Source organism: Umezakia ovalisporum Ak1311, from assembly GCF_029891685.1.
Lineage (GTDB): Bacteria > Cyanobacteriota > Cyanobacteriia > Cyanobacteriales > Nostocaceae > Umezakia > Umezakia ovalisporum.
Genome location: NZ_JANQDJ010000041.1, coordinates 20,313 through 43,991 on the forward strand (window position 1 = coordinate 20,313; position 23,679 = coordinate 43,991).

The 23,679-nt window shown below is 42.5% G+C and carries 23 protein-coding genes and 1 pseudogene; 8 read left to right on the plus strand and 16 right to left on the minus strand.

The window, feature by feature from the left end:
* Nucleotides 1-115: 115 nt before the first annotated feature.
* Genes rplB through rplC form a run of 4 tightly spaced genes read right to left on the minus strand, consistent with a single transcriptional unit; the run spans nt 116 to nt 2,599 of the window.
* Nucleotides 116-979 carry a 50S ribosomal protein L2 gene (gene rplB, locus NWP25_RS06205; RefSeq protein ID WP_280650568.1) on the minus strand — a complete coding sequence of 288 codons (864 nt, stop codon included), beginning with the start codon at nt 977-979 and terminating at the stop codon, nt 116-118.
* Nucleotides 980-986: 7 nt separating this feature from the next.
* Nucleotides 987-1,301, minus strand: coding sequence for a 50S ribosomal protein L23 (locus NWP25_RS06210; RefSeq protein WP_280650567.1), 315 nt, complete (start codon nt 1,299-1,301; stop codon nt 987-989).
* The gene (gene rplD / locus NWP25_RS06215) at nt 1,294-1,932 is read right to left on the minus strand and encodes a 50S ribosomal protein L4 (protein WP_280650566.1); all 639 of its coding nucleotides are present in this window, start codon (nt 1,930-1,932) and stop codon (nt 1,294-1,296) included. The genes NWP25_RS06210 and rplD overlap by 8 nt, the downstream gene beginning before the upstream one ends.
* Before the next feature lie 31 nt (nt 1,933-1,963).
* Entirely contained in the window at nt 1,964-2,599 is a 636-nt protein-coding gene (rplC, locus tag NWP25_RS06220; protein ID WP_280650565.1) for a 50S ribosomal protein L3, read from the minus strand.
* A 919-nt stretch (nt 2,600-3,518) separates the two neighbouring features.
* Here rplC and ndhN point away from each other — a divergent pair.
* Both ndhN and NWP25_RS06230 read left to right on the plus strand, forming a co-directional pair.
* Entirely contained in the window at nt 3,519-4,007 is a 489-nt protein-coding gene (gene ndhN / locus NWP25_RS06225; RefSeq protein WP_280650564.1) for an NAD(P)H-quinone oxidoreductase subunit N, read from the plus strand.
* 150 nt (nt 4,008-4,157) lie between these two features.
* Nucleotides 4,158-4,697 (plus strand): DUF3172 domain-containing protein, encoded by a 540-nt coding sequence (locus tag NWP25_RS06230; RefSeq protein ID WP_280650563.1) that lies wholly within the window; start codon nt 4,158-4,160, stop codon nt 4,695-4,697.
* Between the two features lie 26 nt (nt 4,698-4,723).
* Here the strand turns inward: NWP25_RS06230 and NWP25_RS06235 are convergent, their stop codons facing one another.
* Nucleotides 4,724-5,485 (minus strand): AMIN domain-containing protein, encoded by a 762-nt coding sequence (locus NWP25_RS06235; protein WP_280650562.1) that lies wholly within the window; start codon nt 5,483-5,485, stop codon nt 4,724-4,726.
* 279 nt (nt 5,486-5,764) lie between these two features.
* On the opposite strand from NWP25_RS06235, the gene nrtS reads away from it, so the two are divergent.
* Nucleotides 5,765-5,998, plus strand: coding sequence for a nitrate/nitrite transporter NrtS (gene nrtS, locus NWP25_RS06240; RefSeq protein WP_280650561.1), 234 nt, complete (start codon nt 5,765-5,767; stop codon nt 5,996-5,998).
* Nucleotides 5,999-6,295: 297 nt separating this feature from the next.
* On the plus strand, nt 6,296-7,249 hold the full coding sequence (locus tag NWP25_RS06245) for an aldo/keto reductase (protein ID WP_280650560.1): 954 nt from the start codon (nt 6,296-6,298) through the stop codon (nt 7,247-7,249).
* Between the two features lie 33 nt (nt 7,250-7,282).
* Here the strand turns inward: NWP25_RS06245 and NWP25_RS06250 are convergent, their stop codons facing one another.
* The gene (locus NWP25_RS06250) at nt 7,283-8,593 is read right to left on the minus strand and encodes a DNA cytosine methyltransferase (protein WP_280699025.1); all 1,311 of its coding nucleotides are present in this window, start codon (nt 8,591-8,593) and stop codon (nt 7,283-7,285) included.
* Between the two features lie 519 nt (nt 8,594-9,112).
* Between NWP25_RS06250 and NWP25_RS06255 the strand changes: the two are divergent.
* Nucleotides 9,113-9,274, plus strand: a pseudogene (locus tag NWP25_RS06255) (CHAT domain-containing protein); the annotation flags it as partial.
* Nucleotides 9,275-9,283: 9 nt separating this feature from the next.
* Here NWP25_RS06255 and lpxB read toward each other — a convergent pair.
* The 4 genes from lpxB to lpxC form a co-directional block, all read right to left on the minus strand.
* Nucleotides 9,284-10,444, minus strand: coding sequence for a lipid-A-disaccharide synthase (gene lpxB / locus NWP25_RS06260; RefSeq protein ID WP_280650558.1), 1,161 nt, complete (start codon nt 10,442-10,444; stop codon nt 9,284-9,286).
* A 161-nt stretch (nt 10,445-10,605) separates the two neighbouring features.
* Nucleotides 10,606-11,424, minus strand: coding sequence for an acyl-ACP--UDP-N-acetylglucosamine O-acyltransferase (gene lpxA / locus NWP25_RS06265; protein ID WP_280650557.1), 819 nt, complete (start codon nt 11,422-11,424; stop codon nt 10,606-10,608).
* Nucleotides 11,425-11,632: 208 nt separating this feature from the next.
* Nucleotides 11,633-12,142 carry a 3-hydroxyacyl-ACP dehydratase FabZ gene (gene fabZ / locus NWP25_RS06270; protein ID WP_280650556.1) on the minus strand — a complete coding sequence of 170 codons (510 nt, stop codon included), beginning with the start codon at nt 12,140-12,142 and terminating at the stop codon, nt 11,633-11,635.
* 69 nt (nt 12,143-12,211) lie between these two features.
* Nucleotides 12,212-13,048: a UDP-3-O-acyl-N-acetylglucosamine deacetylase gene (lpxC, locus tag NWP25_RS06275; protein ID WP_280650555.1), complete on the minus strand. Its 837-nt coding sequence runs from the start codon at nt 13,046-13,048 to the stop codon at nt 12,212-12,214.
* A 49-nt stretch (nt 13,049-13,097) separates the two neighbouring features.
* Between lpxC and NWP25_RS06280 the strand changes: the two genes are divergently transcribed.
* Nucleotides 13,098-13,514 (plus strand): hypothetical protein, encoded by a 417-nt coding sequence (locus NWP25_RS06280; protein ID WP_280657265.1) that lies wholly within the window; start codon nt 13,098-13,100, stop codon nt 13,512-13,514.
* An 11-nt stretch (nt 13,515-13,525) separates the two neighbouring features.
* Here the strand turns inward: NWP25_RS06280 and NWP25_RS06285 are convergent, their stop codons facing one another.
* The 3 genes from NWP25_RS06285 to NWP25_RS18505 form a co-directional block, all read right to left on the minus strand.
* On the minus strand, nt 13,526-15,772 hold the full coding sequence (locus NWP25_RS06285) for a BamA/TamA family outer membrane protein (protein WP_280699027.1): 2,247 nt from the start codon (nt 15,770-15,772) through the stop codon (nt 13,526-13,528).
* A 151-nt stretch (nt 15,773-15,923) separates the two neighbouring features.
* Nucleotides 15,924-16,661, minus strand: a complete 738-nt coding sequence (gene purC / locus NWP25_RS06290; protein WP_280650553.1) for a phosphoribosylaminoimidazolesuccinocarboxamide synthase — start codon at nt 16,659-16,661, stop codon at nt 15,924-15,926.
* A gap of 195 nt (nt 16,662-16,856) precedes the next feature.
* On the minus strand, nt 16,857-19,106 hold the full coding sequence (locus NWP25_RS18505) for a carotenoid oxygenase family protein (protein WP_313959003.1): 2,250 nt from the start codon (nt 19,104-19,106) through the stop codon (nt 16,857-16,859).
* 405 nt (nt 19,107-19,511) lie between these two features.
* Between NWP25_RS18505 and NWP25_RS06300 the strand changes: the two genes are divergently transcribed.
* Entirely contained in the window at nt 19,512-19,772 is a 261-nt protein-coding gene (locus tag NWP25_RS06300) for a DUF7219 family protein (RefSeq protein WP_280650552.1), read from the plus strand.
* A 91-nt stretch (nt 19,773-19,863) separates the two neighbouring features.
* Here NWP25_RS06300 and NWP25_RS06305 read toward each other — a convergent pair whose 3' ends face one another.
* The 3 genes from NWP25_RS06305 to NWP25_RS06315 form a co-directional block, all read right to left on the minus strand.
* The gene (locus NWP25_RS06305; RefSeq protein WP_280650551.1) at nt 19,864-20,979 is read right to left on the minus strand and encodes a glycosyltransferase family 4 protein; all 1,116 of its coding nucleotides are present in this window, start codon (nt 20,977-20,979) and stop codon (nt 19,864-19,866) included.
* A gap of 238 nt (nt 20,980-21,217) precedes the next feature.
* On the minus strand, nt 21,218-22,372 hold the full coding sequence (locus tag NWP25_RS06310) for an NAD-dependent epimerase/dehydratase family protein (RefSeq protein WP_280650550.1): 1,155 nt from the start codon (nt 22,370-22,372) through the stop codon (nt 21,218-21,220).
* Between the two features lie 115 nt (nt 22,373-22,487).
* Nucleotides 22,488-23,012 carry a hypothetical protein gene (locus NWP25_RS06315; protein ID WP_280650549.1) on the minus strand — a complete coding sequence of 175 codons (525 nt, stop codon included), beginning with the start codon at nt 23,010-23,012 and terminating at the stop codon, nt 22,488-22,490.
* Nucleotides 23,013-23,291: 279 nt separating this feature from the next.
* On the opposite strand from NWP25_RS06315, the gene NWP25_RS06320 reads away from it, so the two are divergent.
* Nucleotides 23,292-23,639, plus strand: a complete 348-nt coding sequence (locus tag NWP25_RS06320) for a hypothetical protein (protein WP_280650548.1) — start codon at nt 23,292-23,294, stop codon at nt 23,637-23,639.
* The last annotated feature ends 40 nt before the right edge of the window (nt 23,640-23,679 follow it).

Consider the following 23,679-nt stretch of genomic DNA (forward strand, 5'->3'; position numbering starts at 1 on the left):
TGAGAATTTTTGAAAATTTCGGATTTTGATTAATTAGGTGTCTGCTCAAGTCTCAGCAATTCTGGATACTTACAAGTCAACCCAATTTAAAATCCAAAATTTAAAATCTCAAATTCTATGACTGACGACCACCACGTCCACGTTTAGAAGATTTGCGGCGGCGACGGACAATCAATTTGCTGCTAGCCTTCTTGGGTTTACGTGTCTTGGCACCCAAAGCAGGTTTACCCCAAGGAGTGACGGGGCCTGGTCTACCAATAGGCGCTCTACCTTCACCACCACCGTGTGGGTGGTCTACAGGGTTCATCACACTACCTCTTACTTTGGGACGGCGACCCTTCCAACGGTTGCGTCCTGCTTTACCTGCACTCAGGTTTCTCGCATCGGTGTTGCCTACTTGTCCAATGGTGGCGTAGCATTCCCGGCGAATCCTCCGTACTTCTCCCGAAGGTAACTTGAGTGTGACATAGTTACCTTCTTTGGCAGCTACTTCAGCGTTAGCACCAGCAGCCCGGACAATTTGTCCCCCCTTACCGGGAGTTAATTCTACATTGTGGACGCTGGTACCCAAGGGAATGTTAGACAGTGGCAAAGCATTACCAACTTCAAAGGGAGAATCTGGTCCGGCAATAACTTTTGCACCCACTGGCAACTTGTTGGGATGAAGAATGTAACGTTTTTCTCCATCTTCATATAACACCAGAGCAATGCGGGCATTCCGATTGGGATCATATTCAACGGCTATGACTTCACCGGTAATATTACGTTTATCCCTTTTAAAGTCAATAATCCGATAAAGTTGTTTGTGTCCGCCTCCCCGACGACGACTAGTGATCCGCCCTTGGTTGTTACGACCTTTGGGGCGGTGTACGTATTCTGTTAGTGATTTTTCCGGCTCTGATTTGGTAATTTCAGAAAAGTCGGAAACAGTAACTTGCCGCGTACTAGGGGTATAAGGGCGATAAGAACGAGTACCCATTTTATTTTTATACCTCTGGGAATAGAACTTGTCTGATTTTCTCTTCGTCCCCAGGGGCTACAGTGACAATAGCTCGCTTGTATTGGGGCTTATAACCAATGAATTTACCAACACGACGCTGCTTGCGCGGTGGCATCATGGTATTAATTTTCACGACTTTGACTTGAAATAGGTCTTCAATTGCCGCTTTAATTTGTGGCTTGCTGGCCTTTGGAGTTACTTCAAATGTGTATTTGTTTTGCTCCATGAGGATGGTTGCCTTTTCAGTCACAATTGGGCGACGCACCAAGTCGGGAAGGTTGCGGGGGTCAAACTTAGGCACTATAGACCTCCTGAATTCTTGCTAAAGCTGATGCTGTGACAACAATTTTGTCTGCGTGCAACAAATCGTAAACATTTAGCTGGTCTGCTGCAATCAACTTTAAATTTTCGATATTGCGGGCTGACAAATAAACGTTATCGGCTTTTTGAACCTCAGACAAAATTAACAATGCCTTATTTTCCGGATCTGATCCCCAACGAGTTAGTGCTGAAACTAATTCTTTGGTCTTAGGCCGGGGTAACTCGTTGCCAAAGTCTTGTACCACAATCAAATCTTCGGCACGACTAACAAGGGCAGTTCGCAATGCTAAACGGCGTTCTTTGCGGTTTAACTTTAAGTTAAAATCTCTGGGTTTCGGACCAAAAGTCACACCACCACCACGCCACAGTGGTGAACGAATAGACCCTGCACGAGCCCGGCCAGTGCCTTTTTGTCGCCAAGGTTTACGACCACCGCCTCTAACTTCGGCACGAGTTTTTGTACTAGCAGTTCCTTGGCGAGAGTTGGTCATTTGTCTGACCAAGGCTCGATGCACAATATGAGATGCTGTTGATTCTTTAGCAACTTGTAAATCGAGGGTCGTCTCGCCGACTTGTTCGCCTTGCCAATTTTTAACTACACTTTCCACCATTTTTATGTCCTTTTGTGTTTTTGCCTAATGACTACTTACCAACTTTTTTTGCAGGCAGAATATTCACTAAGGACCCCGGTTTACCAGGAATGGCTCCTTTAATCAACAGTAAGTTGCGTTCCGGGTATACTCGCACTACAGTCAATTTGCGAATTGTGACGCGGGTTCCACCCAAACGTCCTGCCATCCGTTTACCCGGATAAACACGGCCTGGGGTTGTACCTGCACCAATGGAACCCGGCTCTCTATGGTTTTTGGAACCGTGTGACATGGGACCACGTCCAAAATTGTTGCGCTTCTGGTTGCCTGCAAAGCCACGACCAATACTGGTACCGACTACATCGACAATTTGACCTTCAGTAAAAATATCCGCCTTCAGTTCTTGACCTAAAGCATAATCACTAGGATTATCTGTGTGATATTCGTTTAAATGACGCAAAGCTGGAGCAGATGATTTTGCCAAGTGGCCCAGCAGAGGTCTATTCAGCGCCTTGGGTTTAACTTCGCCATAACCAAGTTGGATGGCGCTATAACCGTCGGTCTGTTTGGTTTTAATTTGTGTAACAGTGCATGGTCCGGCTTCAACAACGGTAACAGGAATGGATACTCCTGCTTCGTCAAAGACTTGGGTCATGCCCAGTTTGGTGCCGAGAATACCTACAGACACAGTAACTGGTTCTCCTTATATATACTTGCTGGTGTGGGAATCGGACTCTTGAGGACACTTTTACCGTTCTATAACTTGTATAAGTGCCCATTGAGGTTGGACGACCCTCGGAAATTTGGGGCAGAACATACTACACCATGTCTTTTAAGACACAATCAGCTGTGTCTTTACTGTTTGGTGAATCCGTTCACTTTCACTCACTTGGTCACCAGAACAGCCACAAGCTTTTTTCCACTGGGAAAAAATGACTTTTGGAATCAGAGCAATGCTTTTTAGCTTTGCGCTTTGTGCAGTAATGCTTTCGTCCAAGCAATTACCTAGGCACTTTCTGGAGGCAGTGCTGTGGGTGGTTTTACCGCCATCATTTACTACTGCCGCGACGGAGTGGGACTTAAGCGGTTTTTTCCACTCAGTATCCTTAGACTAAGGCCCATGCAATGCTTTTAAACTAACATTGCTGCTTAGTTTTTACTTCACTCAACACTTACTTTAACCTTAACCTTTAACCTTAAACTTAGTTTAAGATTTTCTTTGGTTTCTCAAGTCTAAAGGAGTGAATGTAGTTTAGAGTCGTTGATTGGCTTTGTTTATTGAGCCATCAACTTTAGTTGACCTGAGAGCTTTTCTAGTTTACCAGTCTCTGATAACTTTGAGCCAAGTTTATGCTTTTTCCAAGTCTATGATTAGCTGGCGACGCTACACCATGCCAATACTGACAGAGATTATGATAATTTAGTTTTTTCTCTTATAGTCCACGATCCACTATTATAAACTATCTATTAAGTTTTGTCCATGAAGATTTAAGAGATTTTTAGGCTCATGGTAACCAGGTGGGCTTTCTTGGCTCAATACTTTAACTTAATCTTGATTCAGAGTGAATAATAGAGATATCTAAGTGGGATAGGACGAAAGAAAATTTATGGCACTGATTACCACTGGCAACGCTTTAATCCGTGATTTGGAAAAATTTGGTTCTCTTGGTGTTTACGTACCTCTGGAAGGAGGTTTTGAAGGTCGATATCGCCGCCGACTGCGTGCAGCGGGCTATACCGATCTTCATATTACTGCTAGGGGACTGGGCGACGTAGCTGCCTATCTCACAGGAGTTCATGGAGTTAGACCACCTCACTTGGGCAAGAAAAGTACTGGTAGTGGTGCGGCGGTGGGTTATGTATATTATGTTCCACCGATTCTTACCTATAATCTGGAAAAGCTACCACCAAAATCAAAGGGGTTGGTGTTGTGGATCATAGAAGGGCATATTCTTTCTGATCAGGAAGTTGAGTTTTTAGCAACTATGCCTAGCTGGGAACCACGAGTAAAAGTAGTGGTGGAGAGAGGCGGCGATCGCATCTTCCGTTGGCAACCACTCAAAGATACATACTCTGTCGGCTATCAAGCTGTGTAATCAATTAACCGGGCGATGGCTACTTCTCAAACCTAAAGGCGGTGTCATCGCCCATGGAAACAACTACAGTTCAAAATCCGCATACTGTACAAAAAAGAATAATTTAGTTAACTCCCTACTTTCTCAGGCGTGAAGGTGACCAGAGCGAAAATGAGACGTAAATCTACCAGTAGATCCACTACTACTTCTAAATCTCCTGCTTTTCAATCTCCTGTTTTCAACATCTCCACCATTGCAATTTTGGCAGGGGTGCTGGTGTTGGGTATTGGAATTGGCATTGCCTTTAGCTCCACAACTACTTTAACTCCATCAAATGTGGCTTCTCGTGAATTCATAGATACCAAAGCCCCAAATCCAGAAATTTGTGTGCAATTTGGCGCTAGTGCCATGGTGATGGACGCGAGACTATTCGTGACTCTTAACCCGTTTAATGTTTATGTTGCTCAACCAAGTATGCGTCCTGGCTGTGTCCTGCGCCAAAATAACTGGGCAATTTTAGAACAACGCAAGCTTGTGTCATCTAACCAAGTGCGAGAATGTAGAAATCGCCTCAACACTTTTGGTTTTACAGGCAATTTGGACGGAGAAAACCCTGATATTAGATGTATTTACCAAAATCAGGCGGCGCAAAACTTTTTCACCTCTCAGCCAGGAGCAGTTACACAACCTCAAGAAACAGAAAGGTTTTAGTGCAATTGAGGAATTTTGCCAATTTACTAATTGGGTTTGGGTAGGGGTTGACCAAACTCAATCACCTTTATATTGGACACATTAGGCTCATAGTCAGGAACTAAGGGAACTAAAAAATTAGGATTTGTCCCAGGAGGAATGCTATTTAAATTAGTAGGTTGGGGAACAGTCACGGGGGGAACAATAGAATCCGGTAATTGAGACCCATGGCGGGGATTCAGGGGAGGTACCCTCACAAAGGGTTGCTGTGGGTTAAAATTTGTTACCTCTAGGGTGTTTGGTAACTGGAGACGACTACTTGGCCATGGATTTGGCAAAGACTGAAAATTTTCCCCTTGTGTCAAGGGAGTATAGCTAGTAATTCTGGGACGTAACACCCAGCGGGTGGAGTTTTGTGGGGAACTTGGTTGCAGCTGTGCTTGGTGAAAATCTACAGATTTGTCCGCTGCTAAATCCAGCACAATTCGAGTTACAGTTTCATTTAATTGAGCAACACGAATTCTTTGAATTGCTCCCACATAATTTTGGATGGTGGGAACGTAACCTAACTTAGTGTTTGGTAAATCCACAACCAGACGTGGTGGTTGGGCTAAATAGAAATATTCAGGAGTTGTCTTGGCTGAGAGGTGAATTTCTAATTCCATAGCCTCTGGGTGAAAGTGCCAATTATTTAATTTAGCTACTGGTGCGGCGACACTACTACCGGTGGGCAGAAAAATTACTGCATACAAACCTAATACCCATGGGCTGTATTGCCAAAATTCCCGAGTTCTTAGTTTACTGGACATTAATTTTTATTCCTTGTATTTTGAAATATGAAGCATTTTTTACTAATGAACCATAAGTATATCAATCCATATCAATCCCAAATCATATTTTCTGCCAACAGGTTACACCAACTTGATACAATTGCTAACAATTAAATCAGTTGCAACTAATACCACAGAAAATGTGCCCTCTTGGACAGCTATCCCCAGCCTGATGTGTAACGGCGAGTGTGTGAATGCAGAATCCTCACTTCTGTAGGTTCAAGATTATCAACTATGTAATCCCCAGGTTAGGTAATAATGTCTCAGTTTTTTAAAGGATATCTTGCCAGCTTAATTGATCCAAAATTAGTACCAACAGCAGTAAAAGTTGCATTGATAGTTGGTTCTATCTTGTTTACCATCAATCATGGAAGTGCTTTATGGCAAGGAAAAATGAGCCGCGATCGCTGGATATCTGCGGCCATAAGTTACTTAGTTCCCTATGGCGTTAATATTCATGGTCAGTATGTTAGTCGTTACCGCTCAAATTAAGTTGACAATCCCCACAGCTAGAAGCCGAGGGATTGTTGCTTCAAAGGAATTCCAGGGAATTTACCCTCAGCAATTTGCCTTTAATTAACATTAATCCTAGTAGTTTTACCAGTGGAAATAAGCAACAATAATCTTATGTCCTGCATGTAGGAATCTGTTGGAAAAGTATTGCAATTAAAATTAATAATTCCCCAACTTAACTTTATTATTCCCCCTTCCCTGGGGCTTTGCCTGAGCATTTCATTACCTATTCGGTCACACGCTACCATAAAAGAAACTATTTCGCCGCACCGAACCATGACAGAAAAGCAAACACGGCGCAATTTTTTAATTACCACTGTTGCTGTAGCCGGGGGTATTACAGCGACCAATGCTTTTCAAAAAGCTGCTACACCAACAGCAACTATGCCAGAACGAGTCCTAGGAGGTACTGAAGTAAATTTACCTATCTTCGGCTTGGGAGGTGCAGGACAAACCCCTCTATCGTGGCATGACAGACAAGGTGATGCTGAAGCCATTATTCAAAAAGCCTTGCAACTGGGTATCCGCTACTTTGATACAGCTGCTAGTTATGGACCTAGTGAAGATTATTTAGGAAAAGTGTTACCACCCCATCGCGCAAAAGTTTTTTTAGCCAGCAAAACTGATAAAAGAGACTATGATGGTGCATGGCGAGAATTGGAGCGATCGCTTAAACGTCTGAATACAGATTATCTTGATTTATGGCAGTTGCATCATGTCTCTTTTGCTTCAGAACTCGACACTATCTTTAGTCCCTCTGGTGCAATTAAAGCTTTAGAACAGGCCATACAGCAGAAGCTTGTACGCTTTGCAGGTATTACAGGACATCATGACCCAGAGATAATTGCCGAAGGACTGCGCCGCTATAGTTTCCACGCTACCCTAATTCCTGTTAATGCAGCCGACCCACATCACCCACGTCCTTTTCTTCCCGTAGTTATGCCGGTGGCCCAAGCAAAAAACGTTGGTGTAATTGCTATGAAAGTGCCGGCTTATGGTCGGCTATTTAAACCTGGTGGTTTAACAGGTATGCAGCAAGCTTTGGGATATACCATGTCTCAGCCTGGAGTTCATTGTTGCGTGGTGGCAGCGGAAAACACTACACAATTAGAGAATAATGTTAAGGTAGCTCGTGCATTTCAACCTCTGAGTCAAGCAGAATTGGCAGCCATGGCTCAACGTACTGCTAATATTTGGGAAGAAACTACTTTTTTCCGTACCTGGACTTAAGAACTGACATTGATTTAGGAAGTGGCATTCCACTTATGATGTCATATTTAATTTTCTGAGTCTAGGCTCTATGGTATGGGGATTGACATCAAAGTATTTAGCTGCTTGTTTCATATTAAAAGTCAGTAAGTTATCGTCTCCTAAACATTGAATGGTTGTGGGTTTATCTACTTTTAGATTTAAAGATTTCATCATTTCTAAAGCAAGGGCTTTAGCTAATAAAGGCGGAACAGAATTTCCTATTTGTCTAAATCCATGCCATTTTGTCACATGGAATCTAAACCAATCTGGATAAGAATGTAACCGCGCTGCTTCACGCACAGTTATACATCTGGGTCTGAAGGGATGTATGGGTCGAGGAGAAGTAAAAGCCCCTCGATTACTGGGTGTTCCTGCTCTCAAAGTATTACAAATTCCTTCAGGGTCAAGTTTACGAAAGCGGCTGATTTTTTCTGTTTTACCACAAGGGGTAGCTGCAAATCTGGTGATAGACTCTGAATTGTGCTTTGTTCTTAAACTGGATGTCAAGATTCTACAGTCGTAGTGACGTTGATATGAATAGTCATTATCTGTAGCACCAATTCCACGAAGTAGCCAACCATAATCACTGGGCTTACCAAAGTCTGCAATTACCCAATCACGTTGATAAAATTCGTCGTATTTTTCTATTTCCGGTAAGTCTTGCAGAGCATCCCAAACTGTGGGAGTTAAGGTCAGTGGCGTAGGTAAGTTGAATTTATTTTCTTTAGCGGGTTGAGTAATTGGCTGTGGGTAATTTGGTAATTCTAAGTCATGACGACAACCGAGAATAAATAACCTTTCCCGATTTTTTGGTACTCCAAAATGAGCAGAGTTTAAAACTTGATATTTTTGATGAAGCTTGTAACCATTGGTGGTAAATATATTAATTATTTTGGCAATAAATTCTTGGTGTTTTTCTGTTGTCATACCCTTGAAATTTTGCATAACAAAAAACTTAGGCTGTAGTGCTAATACTAATTTAATATAATGAAATACCAGGGAATTTCTAGGGTCTTCAAAACAATGTTTACCTATAAATGAAAACCCTTGACATGGAGGACCACCAAACACTACATCAATTTCCCTAGGGCCAATAGATGAATTTTCTCTAATTTCTTGACTGGTAATTTCTTCAACAGGTTTACATAAAATAGTCCAAAAAGGAAAATTAAACTTATGTGTTGCACAGTGGATGGAGTCTATTTCTACAGATACAAGTACATCAAAACCAGCTTGTTCAAAACCAAGGGTCATCCCACCAGCACCAGCAAATAAATCCACTGCAATCGGTCGTTTTTGAAGATTGTTTTCTATATAAGTCATGACACCTCTAATCCAATATTGGAGAGAGACTATTAATCATTTGTGTGTATAGTTACAAAAAACATAGATAAATATCCCATGTCTTTCCTTTGTGGGGAATAACCCCCAGAGAGGGAATACACACAAAGTTTTGATTATTTCTTCTGCCCAAATTAGCATTCCGTTTCCATAATGGATTTTGACCTATTACTAAAGTCCTAATGCCACACTCCACTAAATGAGCAATAATTAACCCACTGGCTTTATGGAAATAATCATCTACTGGGAAATTCGGTTTTTTAGTTAAACTCTGTAATTATTTAGAAATCTTTTGATGTGCGGGTAGTAAAGATTGTAACTGAGCTTTTCTTTGATTGTCATAACCATTAAAGGTGAAGCCGATACCCTCCATAATATTGACGCTGTGTACTTCAACTTAGGAGAACAGAGCAACAAGGCTTGAAATAATACAACCAAGCCCTACCCCTATACCAAGGTGTCGAGGACAAGAGAGGTGAAGCCCATACTACATACAACATCGGTTTGGCGGAAGATGTCCAGGGGGAAGGTTTAATTGGCTTCACTAGGGGGCTAATGTATGCAGGTTCCCCTCGGTTGGTGGTGTCTTTGTGGAAGGTTGATGACCAGGCTACTGCTGAGTTAATGCAGGGATTATACACCCAAGTTTTACGCCAGGGTCTACATTTTTTGTCAATTCGGTAGCATTTGTAAAATTTCTCCAGCCGCGCGATCGCACACTCCCAGGTCTCCCAAACATTGCCGCATTTCAGCATAATCTGCCAAAGTTTGCTGACGACGCTGAGAATTGAGCAGTAATTCCATTGATTCTTGAATAATATTTTCTGCGGTGGCCTGCTCTTGTAATAACTCTGGAACAATGGGTTTCATCACCACTAAATTCGGTGGGGAAGCAAACACTATAGACCCTCTGAGAATTTTCCGAGCAATCCAAACAGTAATGGGATTGAGTCGATAAACTACGACTTGTGGGACATTTAATAAAGCCAATTCCAGATTCACTGTACCAGATTTACTAATGGCAAAATCAGCTGCGGCAAACACTTCTTTTTGTTGATCAGATACAACTGTCGCCCGCAAACCATAACTGTGAATTGCCTCTGTAATCGGCTGTCTGTAAGTTTCTAGAGATAAGGGAATCCAAAAATGAACTTCTGGTAATTGAGCTTGAATAGTTTGAGCAGCTTGAAAAATCACCGGCAAAAGATATTTTAACTCTTGACGGCGAGAAGCAGGGAGCAGAGCAATGGCTTTTTGTTCTGGGGGAATTTGCAATTGAGACCGGGCTTGTGAGCGACTGGGAGCATCTTGCATCCGGTCAACTAAGGGATGGCCGACCCAGGTAACTTCTGCCCCATGCTCACGAAAATAACGGGCTTCTTCTGGGAAGATAGCCAAGAGTTTATCTGTAAAACCAACAATTCGCGATGTATTACTTAGACTAACTGACCAAGCCCATTCTTGGGGAGCGATGTAATAAACCACTGGTACTTGTGGTAAATGCTTTCGCATATAAGTACCAATACCTAAGTTAGGCCCCATATAATCAATCAGCACCACTAAGTCAGGGGGATTTTGTTGTAAAAAAGCCATCCCTCGGCGTTGTACCTTAAGAGTGGGAAAAACATAAGGCAAAGATTCTATCAAACCCATGGAGCCGATACCACTGGTCTTACCCAAAATAGTGGCTCCTGCGGCGGCCATTTTTTCCCCACCCAGTGCCACAATTTCTAATGGCAAACTCGCCGCCGCAGCCTGACGCTTGATTGCCTCAATCAGCAATGAGCCTTGCAAATCGCCAGATACCTCACCAGTGCTGATAAATATCCGCATTTTATCATTGGTAAAATTTAAGTTTTAACGTTTCAATCCTAGGCCAACACCATAAACCTTTTTCTTTGTGGGAGTAGGGCGTTGACCCACCTAACATTTTCATAGGCGAAGACCCACGCCGATACTGTCAAATTATACTCTCTAACTCCTAACAAATAAGTTTAAGACTCATCACTTGGGGCTAATTTTCCCTTTCCTGGAATTAAGCCCCGTCTTCCCGGCATTTGAGAAAGTAGCAAGAAACGACGCAGATTTTGCAGTTGTTCCGTATCTCCCAGATGTTCGAGCTGTTCCAAAGCGTCCTTAAAACTTAAACCAGACCGATACAGAAGCCGGAAAGCTTTTTTGAGAACTTGTAAGTCGTTGGAGTTCATACCCGAACGTTTTAGTCCTACTAAATTTAGAGTTCTTACCCGTGCTGGATTTCCCTCTACTAACATATAGGGAGGCACATCTCGGTCAATACGTGCCATACCCCCCACCATTGCGTGTTGACCAATGCGAACAAATTGATGCACTCCCAAAACTCCACCCAGCCTGGCGCGGGACTCTATATGAACATGACCTGCCAATGCCACTGAGTTAGGAATAATTACATAATCTTCAATTACGCAATTGTGAGCTACGTGTACATAAGCCATTAATAGATTATTATTGCCTATCACCGTAGCCTCACCCGCACCAGTGGCGCGGTTAATGGTGACATATTCACGAATTGAGTTATTGTCACCAATTTTCACCCAGGAAGGTTCTCCGACAAACTTGAGATCCTGGGGTTCCATACCAATGGCTGCCCCTGGAAAAATTTGATTTCGCGCCCCTATCTCACAAGGCCCTTCTATAACCACATGAGCGCCAATAATTGTTTCTAAGCCCACTTTGACATGGGCTCCAATCACAGCATAAGCACCGACTTGCACCGTTGGGTGGAGTTCCGATTTTGGATGAATTACAGCAGTTGGATGAATAAGCGTCTTCAAGGGTCAATCTCCAGAACTTTGTTGAAGTGCTGAGTGTGTAAATGTGCAGTTGCCTAAAATGTCGAGCAAAGCAAGTTATGTGTAAGGGCGGCGAAAGTCAAAAAACGAGGAAATGCTGTAGTGGGTTATTTTTTACGGCTGTTCTTATTTATTTAGGTCTAAGTCAAGAGTAAATCACGGCTTTACCCATTATTACCACAGCAAGTTTTTAGTTAATGAGAGAAAACATTAATTCGCCTTCACTAGCGAGTTGACTGTTCACCTCAGCACGGGCTTGTACTTTAGCGAAACGACGTTGTTTAATGAACAACAGTTCCACGGTCATCACTAGCTGGTCTCCTGGTAATACTTGCCGACGAAAGCGCACCTTATCAATACCGGCAAAAACAAATAGTTTATTTTCAAACCCCGGTTGTTGTTTGAGAATAATACCCCCTACCTGTGCCATAGCCTCAACAATTAGCACTCCTGGCATCAGTGGTTGTTCCGGGAAATGTCCTTGAAACTGGGGTTCGTTGACGCTGACATTTTTAATGCCTACGGCCAGTTTTCCTGGCACATAGTCAATTATTTTATCCACCAATAAAAAGGGGTAACGGTGGGGCAGGAGTTTTTGAATTTCTACAGATGAAAATGTGGTTTTAATTTCGGCGTTCTGTTCTGCGGTAGATGTGGTTACGCTACTATCGGGACTATTCACTTCAGTGACGATGGCCATTAGGGGTATGTTGATTTTTAATTAATGAAATAAGTAGGCAGGAGTTCAAACCTGTAACAAATTGAAATTTTAGACTTTACTCACTTGCAGTTGTAAAATTTTCCGAGCCAGTTGAATGTGTAAATTATGGCTGGCTTTATATGCTAAAAAGTGAGCTTGGGGAAAAGTTCCCAATAAACTCAAATCTCCTACTAAATCTAATATTTTATGACGAACTGGTTCATTTTCAAATCTTAGTGGTGGATTTAGCCAACCTCCATACCCACAAACTAGAGCATTGTTTAAGCTACCACCTTTAATTAAACCTGTTTTTTGTAAGTGTTCAATTTGCTGTAGTAACCCAAAAGTGCGAGCAGGGGCAATTTCTTCAGCAAAATTGGCACTCAATGACCAACTGTGCCATTGGTTACCAATGGCGGATACTGAAAAATCAATTTCGTAGCTAAAACGGGTTTTTGATGCTGGAAGGGCGCAAACAAAAGCATCATTGTCATGGATCCATATTGGCTCTTTCACCACCAAAGCAACTGGGTTGCTAATTGCTTGTGATACCAAGCCCACTTGAGCAATACTGTGTGTCCAAACCTGGGCAGAACCATCTAATAGTGGTACTTCTGAGCCATCAATTTCAATTCTGGCATTATCGACACCCATGCCCCCAAGGGCCGCCAATAAATGCTCCACTGTGCGAATACAAACCTCACCCCTACCCAATTGAGTTGAAAGAACAGTTTGATTTACTGCTGCAACTTGGGCGGGAATGATGGGTAAATCCGGCAAATCCACTCTAACAAAGTAGCGACCACTACCAGCTTCAGCGGGTAAGATGCGTACATGGGTACTCACACCATTATGCAGTCCTACTCCAGATTGGCTGATTTCTGCCGCTATGGTGTGCTGTTGCATGAGGTAAAAGTTAGTATATTTTGATTTGTATGATTCATAGGACTGCAAAATGCAACTGCCAGCCCCCAATGGAAATAGTATTGAGGAAAACGTAACAATTAGCAAGGGCTTAATGCCCCTTCACAGAGGTGGGTTTTTTACAGAGAGATTTATAACAGGGCTAGACTTGGCAGACAAGGAAGGAAAGTGGACAGGGAAGAAGAAGCAAGAAAAATTAAAACCCATATTAAATGATTGTGAATTAGAAGCGGCAGAAACCCAAGTCGGACTGAAATTGGCAATGAAATGTGAGCTATCACCTAACGCATCTGTCTTTACCGGAAGTGACAGGTTTGGCAACTTGGAGTTTTGGAATGGTAATGACAGGCTCAAATCAAAAATAATTACCAAAAACCATTACCAAAAACAATTAAAGAGACGCTTCTTGAAACGTCTCTACTTTTTTGTACATTCTTGTCAAAGATGACCAATGAGGACTTAGAACCTTTCCCCAATGCCAAAATTGATGCGACTATCACCATCATTGTTAATGCCATAGTCAATACGAATGGGCCCTAATGGCGATTGGACACGCACACCCAAGCCATAGCCGTAGCCACTACCGTTTTTGTTGAGTACGTCGGCGGCTTTAGTTGTAGTTCCTAAATCACTACCGACATCAAAAAACATTGCCCCACTGACTACTGAGAACACAGGGAAGCGATATTCAACAGATGCTTGTAGGTAACTACGTCCACTGGTTAAAGCTCCTTCTTCGTAACCCCGAACCGAGTTGCTACCACCAAGGGTAAAAGCTTCATAGGGAGGTAGGTCACCTAGAACTGTACCGCCTTGCAGGTTGAATGCCAGAGTTTGTGCCCCCGGAGCAAAATTAGTAAACTTAACTGGTATGTATTGACTATAACTACCGCGTAATCGAGTCAGGAAAATATTACCTAGTCCTAAAGGTACAGATTGGTCAACCCCAAAACGCAAAAAAGAACCCGTAGTTGTTTGCAAAGGGTTATTACGGAGGTCCCGCTGGGCCCCTAGTTGTAATAACATTAAATCATCTTCACCTTCCCCTGAGAAGGTGAGTGGCACTTGTTCTCCGGGGGCTCCATTTTGGAACACGGCTCCTTGTGGTGTGAGATTACCATCGGCATCACGGGCAGAAACTCGCTGATATTGTAATCCTGCTGAAGCAGTCCATTGCGATCTTTCATAGGGATTAGGAGATAATGGACGGGTAAAAGTGACACCACCACCAAGGCGAAGAACACGGGGGCGATCGCCTTCCGGCTCTCCTGGTTGAAATGTCCTAATCTCATTATCCTGTCCATCAAAAACCAATGAGATGGAACTGCGGCGAAACAGATTAGTTGTATAAGAAGTTCTATAGGGGTCTCCTGCGATCCAGGGGTCTGTAAACCGGAGGTCAAACAGCAGTTCCCGTTGTCCCAATTGTACTTCTGCTCCTAGGTTTTGATTTCTTCCCCCCAGGTTTTGTTGCTGATAACTCACAGTACCAAATAGTCCACTGGCAGAACTGAACCCAGCTCCCGCCGCAATTGAACCAGTACTACGTTCGGTGACATTGACGATGACATCAACTTTTGTGGGGTCTGTACCGGGATCAAGGGATACATTGACATCTTCAAATAGCCCCAATGAAAATAACCTTTGTAAGTCTTTTTGTACTATGTTGCGGTTAAATACATCTTTTGGACTTAACTCTAATTCTCGCTGAATTATGTATTCCTGTGTTTGACCCTGAATTGGTTCTCCTTTCTCGTCTGTGTCCCGACCTTCGCGATCGCGAAACCGCACTTTAATATTTTCCACCACACCCTCGGCTACTTCCAGGGTAACAACCCCGGTTTGCGAGACTTGTGGTGAGCCGACGACGTTTGCTAGTACGTAACCTTTTTCTTGATATTTTTCGGTTAACTTTTTGATACCTTCTTGCAATTCCCGCAGGTTGAGGATTTGACCATATTGCTCACGAAAAACTTCATCCACAGTACTAGGAAGTAATACAGAAGGAACATCAGTTTCCGGATTAGCTTGTACTTCTACTTTCGTCAGGACTGGGTTGGGCTGGACGATAAAGTTCACCCGCACACCCAAAGGTGTATCCTCTGGTACTGCTTGAACGTTGGCGAAGAAGCCAGTGGCAAAGATGGCGTTGATATCTTGTTGCAATTGAGAGCGGGTTGTTATCCGACCTGGTTGAGTACGAATTACTCTGTAAACTTGATTTTCCAATTCCGGTGACAGTTGTCCTTGTTCAGGTTTGACAAGTACTTCTGATACCAACACCCGACGTTCATCGCCATTGGGTGTAGGGTTGGGAGTGTTAGGATTTTGTTGATTGGGGGTAGTTTCAGGTGTCGGTGAGGTACTCCCCTGGCCAAGGACTGGAGGTATTTCGGAAACCGAATTAAGCTTTTGAGTGAGGAAATTTGAGGCTGTCTCAGAGGTTTGGGCAATTGGCGGCGTTGTCAAGGTGGGGATTACCACCTTTGATGTTGTCTTCTCCCCTGATTGTCCTGGAAAAACTTTGACAAGGGATTGAACCTTTGTGGAGTTGGAATGAAATTCAAATTCCAAATTTTCACTTTCAGGTGTGAAAACCCCTGGAATCTGTTCTGAACTATTAATAGTTTGGGCATTGCCACTGAGGGAACCGCCTAGGGGTGCTGCAATTGCTACGGCCACTACCCATACAGGAGTTAAACGCATTTTATTTAAATTCCTCTTCACATCCACACACCATCACAAGGCAATTATGGTCTTTAGCAAAAGATATCAGGTCAAAATAAAGTTTTTACTATTGCCTATTTACTTAATCAGTTCAAAGACATCAGTGAAAATCAACTTTGTTTTGACAAATTTAAGTTTTACTTTCTACTGCTTGTAGCACTCGTTGTAAAACTTCTTGGTAAGCATTCTCTACATTCCCCAAGTCCCGACGGAAGCGGTCTTTATCCATAACCCGCTCTTGGGGGTCTGCTTCCGCTGTATTCCACAAACGGCAAGTATCAGGGCTAATTTCATCCGCCAAGATGATCTGCTGTTGTGAGTCCAAACCAAATTCTAGTTTAAAATCCACTAGGGTAATGCCACACTGCTGCCAAAAGCCACCCATAAACTCGTTGACCTGCAATGCAAGATGATGAATGGTATCTAGTTGTTCCGGTGTTGCTAGTTCTAGCAGAAATAAGCGATCGCGTGTTAACAGTGGATCTCCTAATTGGTCGTTTTTGTAATAAAACTCTACCAAAGGTTGTTTGAGAACTGTGCCCAACGGTAATCCTGTTTGCTGACACAGACTACCAGCCGCAATATTTCTGACAACTACTTCTAGTGGCAAAATCTTGACAGCCTTGACTCGCATTTGATGCGGTTGAGGCGTGTCAATATAGTGTGTTTTTATACCATGGGCTTCTAGCTGCTGAAATAGCTGGCTAGAAATGCTACAGTTAATTTTTCCTTTGTCGATAATACTGCCACGTTTCTGGGCATTAAAAGCAGTGGCATCGTCTTTGAAATCAGCCAACAAGACTTCTGGATCGTCTGTTGTATAAAGAATTTTAGCTTTGCCTTCGTAAGCTTTGGAATAAACAGACATGATACTCAAGTTTTCGGCAGTGGGCTATTTTCGCCGTTTCAGGCCTAACTATTTTATCTTTAGTTATTGAATATCCGCCATTGGCAGTGAGTTGGCTATGGTTTCTTGGCTGATATCCAGTACGTATCAAAGGATGAGGGCAGAGGCTAGGGAGCGATGATCTAACAAAATCGTGTTGCTCCCTAGTTAAGTTAGCTAAATTTTCTGAGTTGCCATTTGTTCAGAGGAAACCCAAGCACAATGGAAACCAAAGGGTACACGTTGAGGAAGAATAACCCGGGCTACAGGTTCGGATGTGATGTTTTGGGCATTTAAAATTAGTAATTCTGACTGATTGGCAATAGTATCGTGAATGTAAGTGATTACCCAACCATCATCTTCAACAGTTGCTCCAGGACGAGGAACAAACACACATTCACCGCCAAAACGACCACGCCCAAAGAAACAGCTTTCAGTAGTGCCTTTTTCTAAATCATATTTTTTGACCCCATCAAGCAAGGGTTTGGGACTGGCGTAAACTGCCCCTTGTCCAGCGTAGATGTAACGCATTTTGCGCCCAACGAACTGATCATTAATTCGGGGGAATTCTGTAACTTGATTGTCAAGCAATTGTTCCGTGATAGCTCCTGTTTTCAGATTAATGCGCCAGCGACACATTTTCGCAATTTCGTTCTCAGAACTGTTACCGCTGTCACTATCATCGGGAATTAAGAGATTAGTTGAAGGCATCCGCAAACCTAACAGAACTATCTCCTCTCCTTCTTCGTAAGCATTGACAGTATGATAAACCATGCAAGTTGCCACTTCAAACCAGCGTAGAGTGCTGTTATTCCCATGACGTAGCATAATGCCAATACGACTTTTACGTGTGGCATCAAATGCTAGGGGAATTCCACCTTTGATCATTTGTCCCGGCTTGAAGGTGAGGGGCATATCCAAGAAAATTGAGTAATTTTCCGTAATAGCAAAATCATGCATCATTACAGGCGCAGGTAACTCAATGGGGACAATGCGAGTAATTTCCCCTTCTGCTGTGACTACCCCATAGGATAGGTAAGGTGGAGCAATGGGAGAAAAGCCGAAAAACATCATTTCTCCGGTGACAGCATCTATTTTGGGATGAGCTGTAAAAGCACAAGTGAGTTGATTGTTAAAGGTGTAGGCGCCAACGGTTTCTAGGTCTGGGACTCGAACATGATGGGGTACTCCCGCCTCACACAAGACTAAAAGTTTCCCACTATGCCAAATTACAGATGTGTTGGCAGGATTTTTAATCATGATGTCGTAAGGCGAGTCAAACCGAGGTAGGTTGAGTAAACCTGGCCAAATTGCTTTGCCTTGTTGTTTTTCAATTTTTAGGGTTTCCGTCTCAACGTAGCGGTTAAGGTAGCTAGCTTGACCATTTTTGATGTTTACTCCATGTAACATACCATCACCATCAAACCAGTGATATAGTCCAATCGGTGGGAAGAGAGGATTGGGGGAAATGCGTAAAAACATTCCCGATAATTCTTGGGGAATTTGGCCAATGACGGGCAAATCATCAGCGGTAATTTCTTCTTTAACCGGGGCAAAGTTCTCTTGTAAAAACAACCTATTTAAGGTTTTTTGAATCTCCTTGATTTCCGGAGGTTCAATTTTATCAATCAGCTGACTCATCACACGGTAAGGTGTATCTGAATAGGCACCTTTTTTTTGTACTGCATCGCTAGTTGGGATTTTCGGTGTAGCTAATTTCGCTAGAAATTGCGGATCGAGAAAAGCACTTAGTAGGCGTTGTCTAAGGGCTAGTTGGCGATTTTCTCTTTTGGGTATGCTGACTAAAAGTTCTGTTTCGATACCTTCTAATACTGAATCGAGGGCAATTAATGTTTCCAGTAATTGACATAGTTCATCATAATCTTCATCACTGGGATTAGTTCCTAAGTATGCTTGTAAGCAGCTGTAAGCTTCCTGACACTGGACTGGTTCACCTGCTAATAAAGGTTTGATTTCTGAATTTTCTGCTAGTCCTTTTTGATGGGCTAGTTGCTGCAAATATAGTAGTTCTCCTGGTTCCAGGACTCCATCTAACCAGGCAACACCAAAGAGCACTTTTAACAATTGTTTATCATCTTTGATTTGAGCAACAAAAGCTGATTTGGGAATCCCTATGTCAAAATTTTCGTGGCGCTTGGCTCGACGACGGATGTTTTTTTCGCCGTTATATAAGGTATTGACACCATCGCCTGTTTTGATGATGATATATAAATCGGGTTCGCCTTCAAGAATGCCTTTAAAGTCTTTTTCGGTGTAATTTATTTCAAATTTGCCTTCGCTATTTGTGATTGTTTTCCCTAAATTATCATCCTTGAACATATCCTTATCAAAAGCTTGAACGATAAGATTAGGGATACCTAAACCGGTCTCAGAGTCGTAAACTTTCCCCGTAATTTTATATGACATTAGAAATCTCTCCTTAAGAACGACAACCACTCTATGGGTAAATAAGGTTACAGTATATATATATACTATAATTTCTAATGTAGGAGAGGCAGAAACCATGGCATAGACTACCCACTGAAAATGGTCGCTTAGTGGAAAAGGTTATGTTAATATACTGCAACGTCTGCTATTCCTTATGCTTTAAGTTCTCTACAATCTCTGGTAGCCATTGATCCGAGACCTGGGAAAAGGGAAATATAGGGTGAAAAACCTTGTCCTATATACCTTTGAGCTTATTTAACTCTCCCGGTGTCACCAACAAGAAGACAAAAAAATAGAATTTATGTTGCATATGGAATTTGGAGAATCTATTTCTGGGAAATACCTCGAAGAGTAACAATATTTAAATAATATGGAGAAAAAGTAATGAACAAAGATGATTTTCTCTATCCTCGTGGACGCTACTATGGTCATGTAAAGCCTGAAAACTTGGTTTTTAATGCCAATTTGCAGGAATTTGCTCAACGTATCAGTTACATCTGTAATTTAGAAACAGGTGGTAAATTAACCCCAGATGAAGCTTACGAAGAAATCAAAGCTTTGTGGCAACAGTTGAAAAGAACAAAACAACAACTGCAAATTGGCGACAATCCCTTTGAAGATAATGATAAGGACAGTAAGAGTTGAGACAGAACAATTAGCAGGGTTATTTCATAACTATGACTACTCATACACCATTTCCACACTTTGGAGTGGTGTTTTTTCGTGGTTCAATATGTCATGAAAATAACAGCTTTTGATAATAATTTTGGAGCTGAGAAGTGGCGGCTGACCATCCCCACTTTTCTGCTTCCCTACGGGCATTTTGACGGATAACTTCTCGTTCTTGTTTGTGTTCTAGCAAACTGACAGTAGCATTAATGGCATCTTGAATATCTGCTGTTGGTTCAAAAAGACAGCCATTTACACCGTCTGTGACAATATCAGGAATTCCCCCAGAACGGGCTGCTACCACTGGACATCCAGATGCCATTGCTTCTAGCAAAACTAAGCCTAGTGTTTCTGTACGAGAAGGAAAAATAAAGGCATCAGCACTAGCAAAGGCAGAACCTAATTCTTTCCCAGTCAGATAGCCAACAAAATGGGTGGGAGTGCCTGCAAAATGTTTCTCTAGTTCTTGACGGTGGGGTCCATCACCTACCAATGCCAACCGGGCACCGGGAATGGCTTGTAATATAGGCTTAATACGCTCAATTTCCTTTTCGGCGGAAAGACGACCAACATACAACAGCAAGGGACTGTCTGGGTGATTTTGAGACAGCCGCGATCGCATCTCTAAACTAGCTAAATCAGGATGAAATAATTCTGTATCCACACCCCTTTGCCATAGATTTACCCGTTCAATACCGTGTCCTGTTAATTCTTCCATCATCACTGTGGAGGTGCAAAGATTCAAAGCTGCTTGATTATGAGCGCTTTTTAGCAATTCCCACAGAAAGCCTTCGAGCATTCCTAAACCGTAATGCTGGAGATATTGAGGTAAGTGGGTATGGTAGGAAGCTACCAGGGGGGTATTGAGCATCTTGCTATAAAAAATCCCAGCTAATCCTAAAACAGCTGGATTGACGACATGAATAATATCTGGTTGAAATTTTTCTAGAGCCTGTCCAATAGCAGGACGGGGTAAGGCCATTTTTAACTCTGGATACAATGGCAGAGGAAAGCCACTAACGCCGTAAACTTTGGCTCCTTTATGTTCAGTAATCCCACCATCAGGAGCAAACACTAGTACTTGGTCACCATTACGCTGAAGATGGTCAACAGTATGGCGCAGGCGCGTTACTATTCCGTCAATCTTGGGGAGAAAGGTTTCAGTGAATAGGGCAATTCTCATAAAAAAATATACAAGCAGATAATCCCAGATTTTTTGGCATTGCCTTCAATAGTCCGCAGACCACAGGTCTATGGTTAACTCAGGCCTGTGAGGTGAAAGTGGGCATCCTGCCCACAAAATACATAAAAATGGGGAGGATGCCCAGAAAATACATAGTTGATTAGTTGATGAACAGGAAAAATCAGCTGTTTATCATGTTTTGCTAAGACATGACAAACAGTTTTTAGTAGGCTTTAACTTAATTTCTGTGCCAAGAAACCTTGGGCAGAATTTGCTTGGTATCAACTCGTTTTCTATACTTGACAGCAAAGTTTAACAAAGAATCAAGCAAGGAATCAGAGAGATAGTGGGGCTGCAAACCTAAATCTAAGAGTTTAGTATTTTTAGCGTTGAAGTAATGTTCTTCTTTTTCAACTCTGGGGTTATCCAGATGATTGATTTCTACATTCAGTCCCAGAGCATTCCCAGCTTTTTTGACCATTAACGCTAGGTCACCAATGCTGAATAATTCAGTGAATTGGTTAAATACCCGGAATTCCCCCCCTTGGGCTGGGGTGGCGATCGCTAGTTCTATACATCGCACCGTGTCGCGAATATCCAAGAATCCACGAGTTTGTCCACCTTTACCGTAGACGGTAAGAGGGTGGTCGATGGCAGCTTGAATACAAAAACGATTTAGCGCTGTGCCAAACACCCCATCATAATCAAGGCGATTAATTAACATTTCGTCCATGCCGGTTTCTTCGGTGAGAACGCCATAAACTATCCCTTGATTCAAGTCTGTGGCCCGCAGTCCCCAAACACGGCAAGCAAAATGGATATTGTGACTATCATGTACTTTGCTCAGGTGGTACATTGAACCAGGCTGCTTTGGATAGGGTAGTGTATCCTTGCGACCGTTGTGTTCAATTGTGATGTACCCTTCCTCAATGTCAATGTTGGGTGTTCCATATTCACCCATTGTTCCCAGTTTGACCATGTGGCAATCTGGAAAATCTTCTCGCATGGCGTAGAGCAAATTTAATGTGCCGACTACGTTATTGACCTGAGTGAGAACGGCGTGTTCTCGGTCAATCATGGAAAAGGGTGCAGATCGTTGTTCACCAAAATGCACTAGGGCGTTAGGTTCAAATTGGTGTAAAACTTTCTTGAGGAATTCGTAATTAGTAATATCGCCAACGAATAGGTCGATAGATTTACCTGTCAAATCTTGCCAGCGCTGGAGGCGTTGCTGAATTGGTGCAATGGGAGTCAGAGTTTCGATCCCCAATTCATTATCCCAGTGCCGCCGCACCAAACTATCTAAAATTCCAACCTCATAACCTCGGTTGGAAAGGTAAAGTGCAGTTGCCCAACCGCAATAACCATCACCACCAATAACCAGGACTTTCATCTTTACCAGTTTTTACTCGCTGATAGCTAAATCTACCAGGTTTGTGTACCTTATTAACCATGATTCTTGTAAAAATCCATCACTCTGGGCTTTGTCGTGACCTTCTCATCTACTCCTACCGCCGAATTTGGTACTGATGGGCAATGTAGTAGAACAAATGATAATAATCTGAAAATTGTTGGTTCTGGCTTCGTGCTTGCCAGTGATATTCCACTTGATCTTGAGTGAGGCTCAATTTCATTGAAGTTATTTGCTGGTCACTTTCCACCAGTAGCACTCCGGGTACACCTTGGGCTGTGTGAAAGTTGGGGTTGATTGTCGTTTTACTATTTTGTCTTATGGATTCAGGTAGCCGATTCCCAGCCCATGCCCGAATTTCCACAGAGTTATTTCTTGGTGATACCAATACAATCCCGTCATTATTTGCCGTTGATGGCAAAGGGTTCCAATTGCTGGGATATGGAAACTGAAAACCATAGCGGGAATTATTATAAGTGTTCCATGTCACGTGAGTAATGGAGAAGGTGGTTGTACTACAACTCCACAGACTCAATAACAGCACAGTGTTACTGCACAATCTTTGAATTTTAGTATAAATATTTTTTCTTAACCTACAGGTTTTTACTGTAGTAATAGACATGATTATATTTATTGTTAAAGTCATTTATTTTGCATAATTAAGATATATTTTGATTTTTATGAACAAATCGCTGTATTTTTATTACTGCCTAATTATACGGTAAATCATGAGCAAAGGTTTCAGAAGTAACTCAGTTTTTTCACTATTGCCCTCGCAAATCATTGATTAAATGTAAATAAATGTAACAAAAATACCGTCAAACCGTTTTAACGTCTTGACAACAGAGGAAGCAACGGATAACGTAATATACATACCCGGGTAAGGCCGTTAAAGAGTGATATGCAAACTAAGCAAAAGGTTACTTTGTATCTGTCGCCAGAAATTCATAAGAAACTGAAGATTCGTTCAGTTATTGATTCCGAACCGATGTCAAACCTTGCGGAACGTGCCCTAGTGTTCTACTTAGCTAATTCAGAACTAGTTGAGGAAACCGTTGAAGCTTCTGCTTGTGGAAGAACGCACCGCATTTACTCCTGTCCAGATTGTGAGAGTTCATTAGTATTACGTGATGGAGAACTGATTGCCATGAGCAGTCAACCAGGAGTGCTTACCGAGCATCTATCCATTGACGAAATGGAAAAAGATGAAACTCATCCCAAGGGTGAGGAAGAATTGGTTCCTTGCTAGGTAAGAATGGTGAATGAACAATTCACAATTCGGTTGCCGC

Bases quoted from the DNA above. Each gene is read 5' to 3' on its own strand.
- rplB (WP_280650568.1), bottom strand. From the start codon at position 979: ATGGGTACTCGTTCTTATCGCCCTTATACCCCTAGTACGCGGCAAGTT.
- rplD (WP_280650566.1), bottom strand. From the start codon at position 1,932: ATGGTGGAAAGTGTAGTTAAAAATTGGCAAGGCGAACAAGTCGGCGAG.
- ndhN (WP_280650564.1), top strand. From the start codon at position 3,519: ATGGCACTGATTACCACTGGCAACGCTTTAATCCGTGATTTGGAAAAA.
- NWP25_RS06230 (WP_280650563.1), top strand. From the start codon at position 4,158: ATGAGACGTAAATCTACCAGTAGATCCACTACTACTTCTAAATCTCCT.
- NWP25_RS06235 (WP_280650562.1), bottom strand. From the start codon at position 5,485: ATGTCCAGTAAACTAAGAACTCGGGAATTTTGGCAATACAGCCCATGG.
- nrtS (WP_280650561.1), top strand. From the start codon at position 5,765: ATGTCTCAGTTTTTTAAAGGATATCTTGCCAGCTTAATTGATCCAAAA.
- NWP25_RS06245 (WP_280650560.1), top strand. From the start codon at position 6,296: ATGACAGAAAAGCAAACACGGCGCAATTTTTTAATTACCACTGTTGCT.
- NWP25_RS06250 (WP_280699025.1), bottom strand. From the start codon at position 8,593: ATGACTTATATAGAAAACAATCTTCAAAAACGACCGATTGCAGTGGAT.
- lpxB (WP_280650558.1), bottom strand. From the start codon at position 10,444: ATGCGGATATTTATCAGCACTGGTGAGGTATCTGGCGATTTGCAAGGC.
- fabZ (WP_280650556.1), bottom strand. From the start codon at position 12,142: ATGGCCATCGTCACTGAAGTGAATAGTCCCGATAGTAGCGTAACCACA.
- lpxC (WP_280650555.1), bottom strand. From the start codon at position 13,048: ATGCAACAGCACACCATAGCGGCAGAAATCAGCCAATCTGGAGTAGGA.
- NWP25_RS06280 (WP_280657265.1), top strand. From the start codon at position 13,098: ATGCAACTGCCAGCCCCCAATGGAAATAGTATTGAGGAAAACGTAACA.
- NWP25_RS06285 (WP_280699027.1), bottom strand. From the start codon at position 15,772: ATGCGTTTAACTCCTGTATGGGTAGTGGCCGTAGCAATTGCAGCACCC.
- purC (WP_280650553.1), bottom strand. From the start codon at position 16,661: ATGTCTGTTTATTCCAAAGCTTACGAAGGCAAAGCTAAAATTCTTTAT.
- NWP25_RS18505 (WP_313959003.1), bottom strand. From the start codon at position 19,106: ATGTCATATAAAATTACGGGGAAAGTTTACGACTCTGAGACCGGTTTA.
- NWP25_RS06300 (WP_280650552.1), top strand. From the start codon at position 19,512: ATGAACAAAGATGATTTTCTCTATCCTCGTGGACGCTACTATGGTCAT.
- NWP25_RS06305 (WP_280650551.1), bottom strand. From the start codon at position 20,979: ATGAGAATTGCCCTATTCACTGAAACCTTTCTCCCCAAGATTGACGGA.
- NWP25_RS06310 (WP_280650550.1), bottom strand. From the start codon at position 22,372: ATGAAAGTCCTGGTTATTGGTGGTGATGGTTATTGCGGTTGGGCAACT.
- NWP25_RS06315 (WP_280650549.1), bottom strand. From the start codon at position 23,012: ATGTCTATTACTACAGTAAAAACCTGTAGGTTAAGAAAAAATATTTAT.
- NWP25_RS06320 (WP_280650548.1), top strand. From the start codon at position 23,292: ATGCAAACTAAGCAAAAGGTTACTTTGTATCTGTCGCCAGAAATTCAT.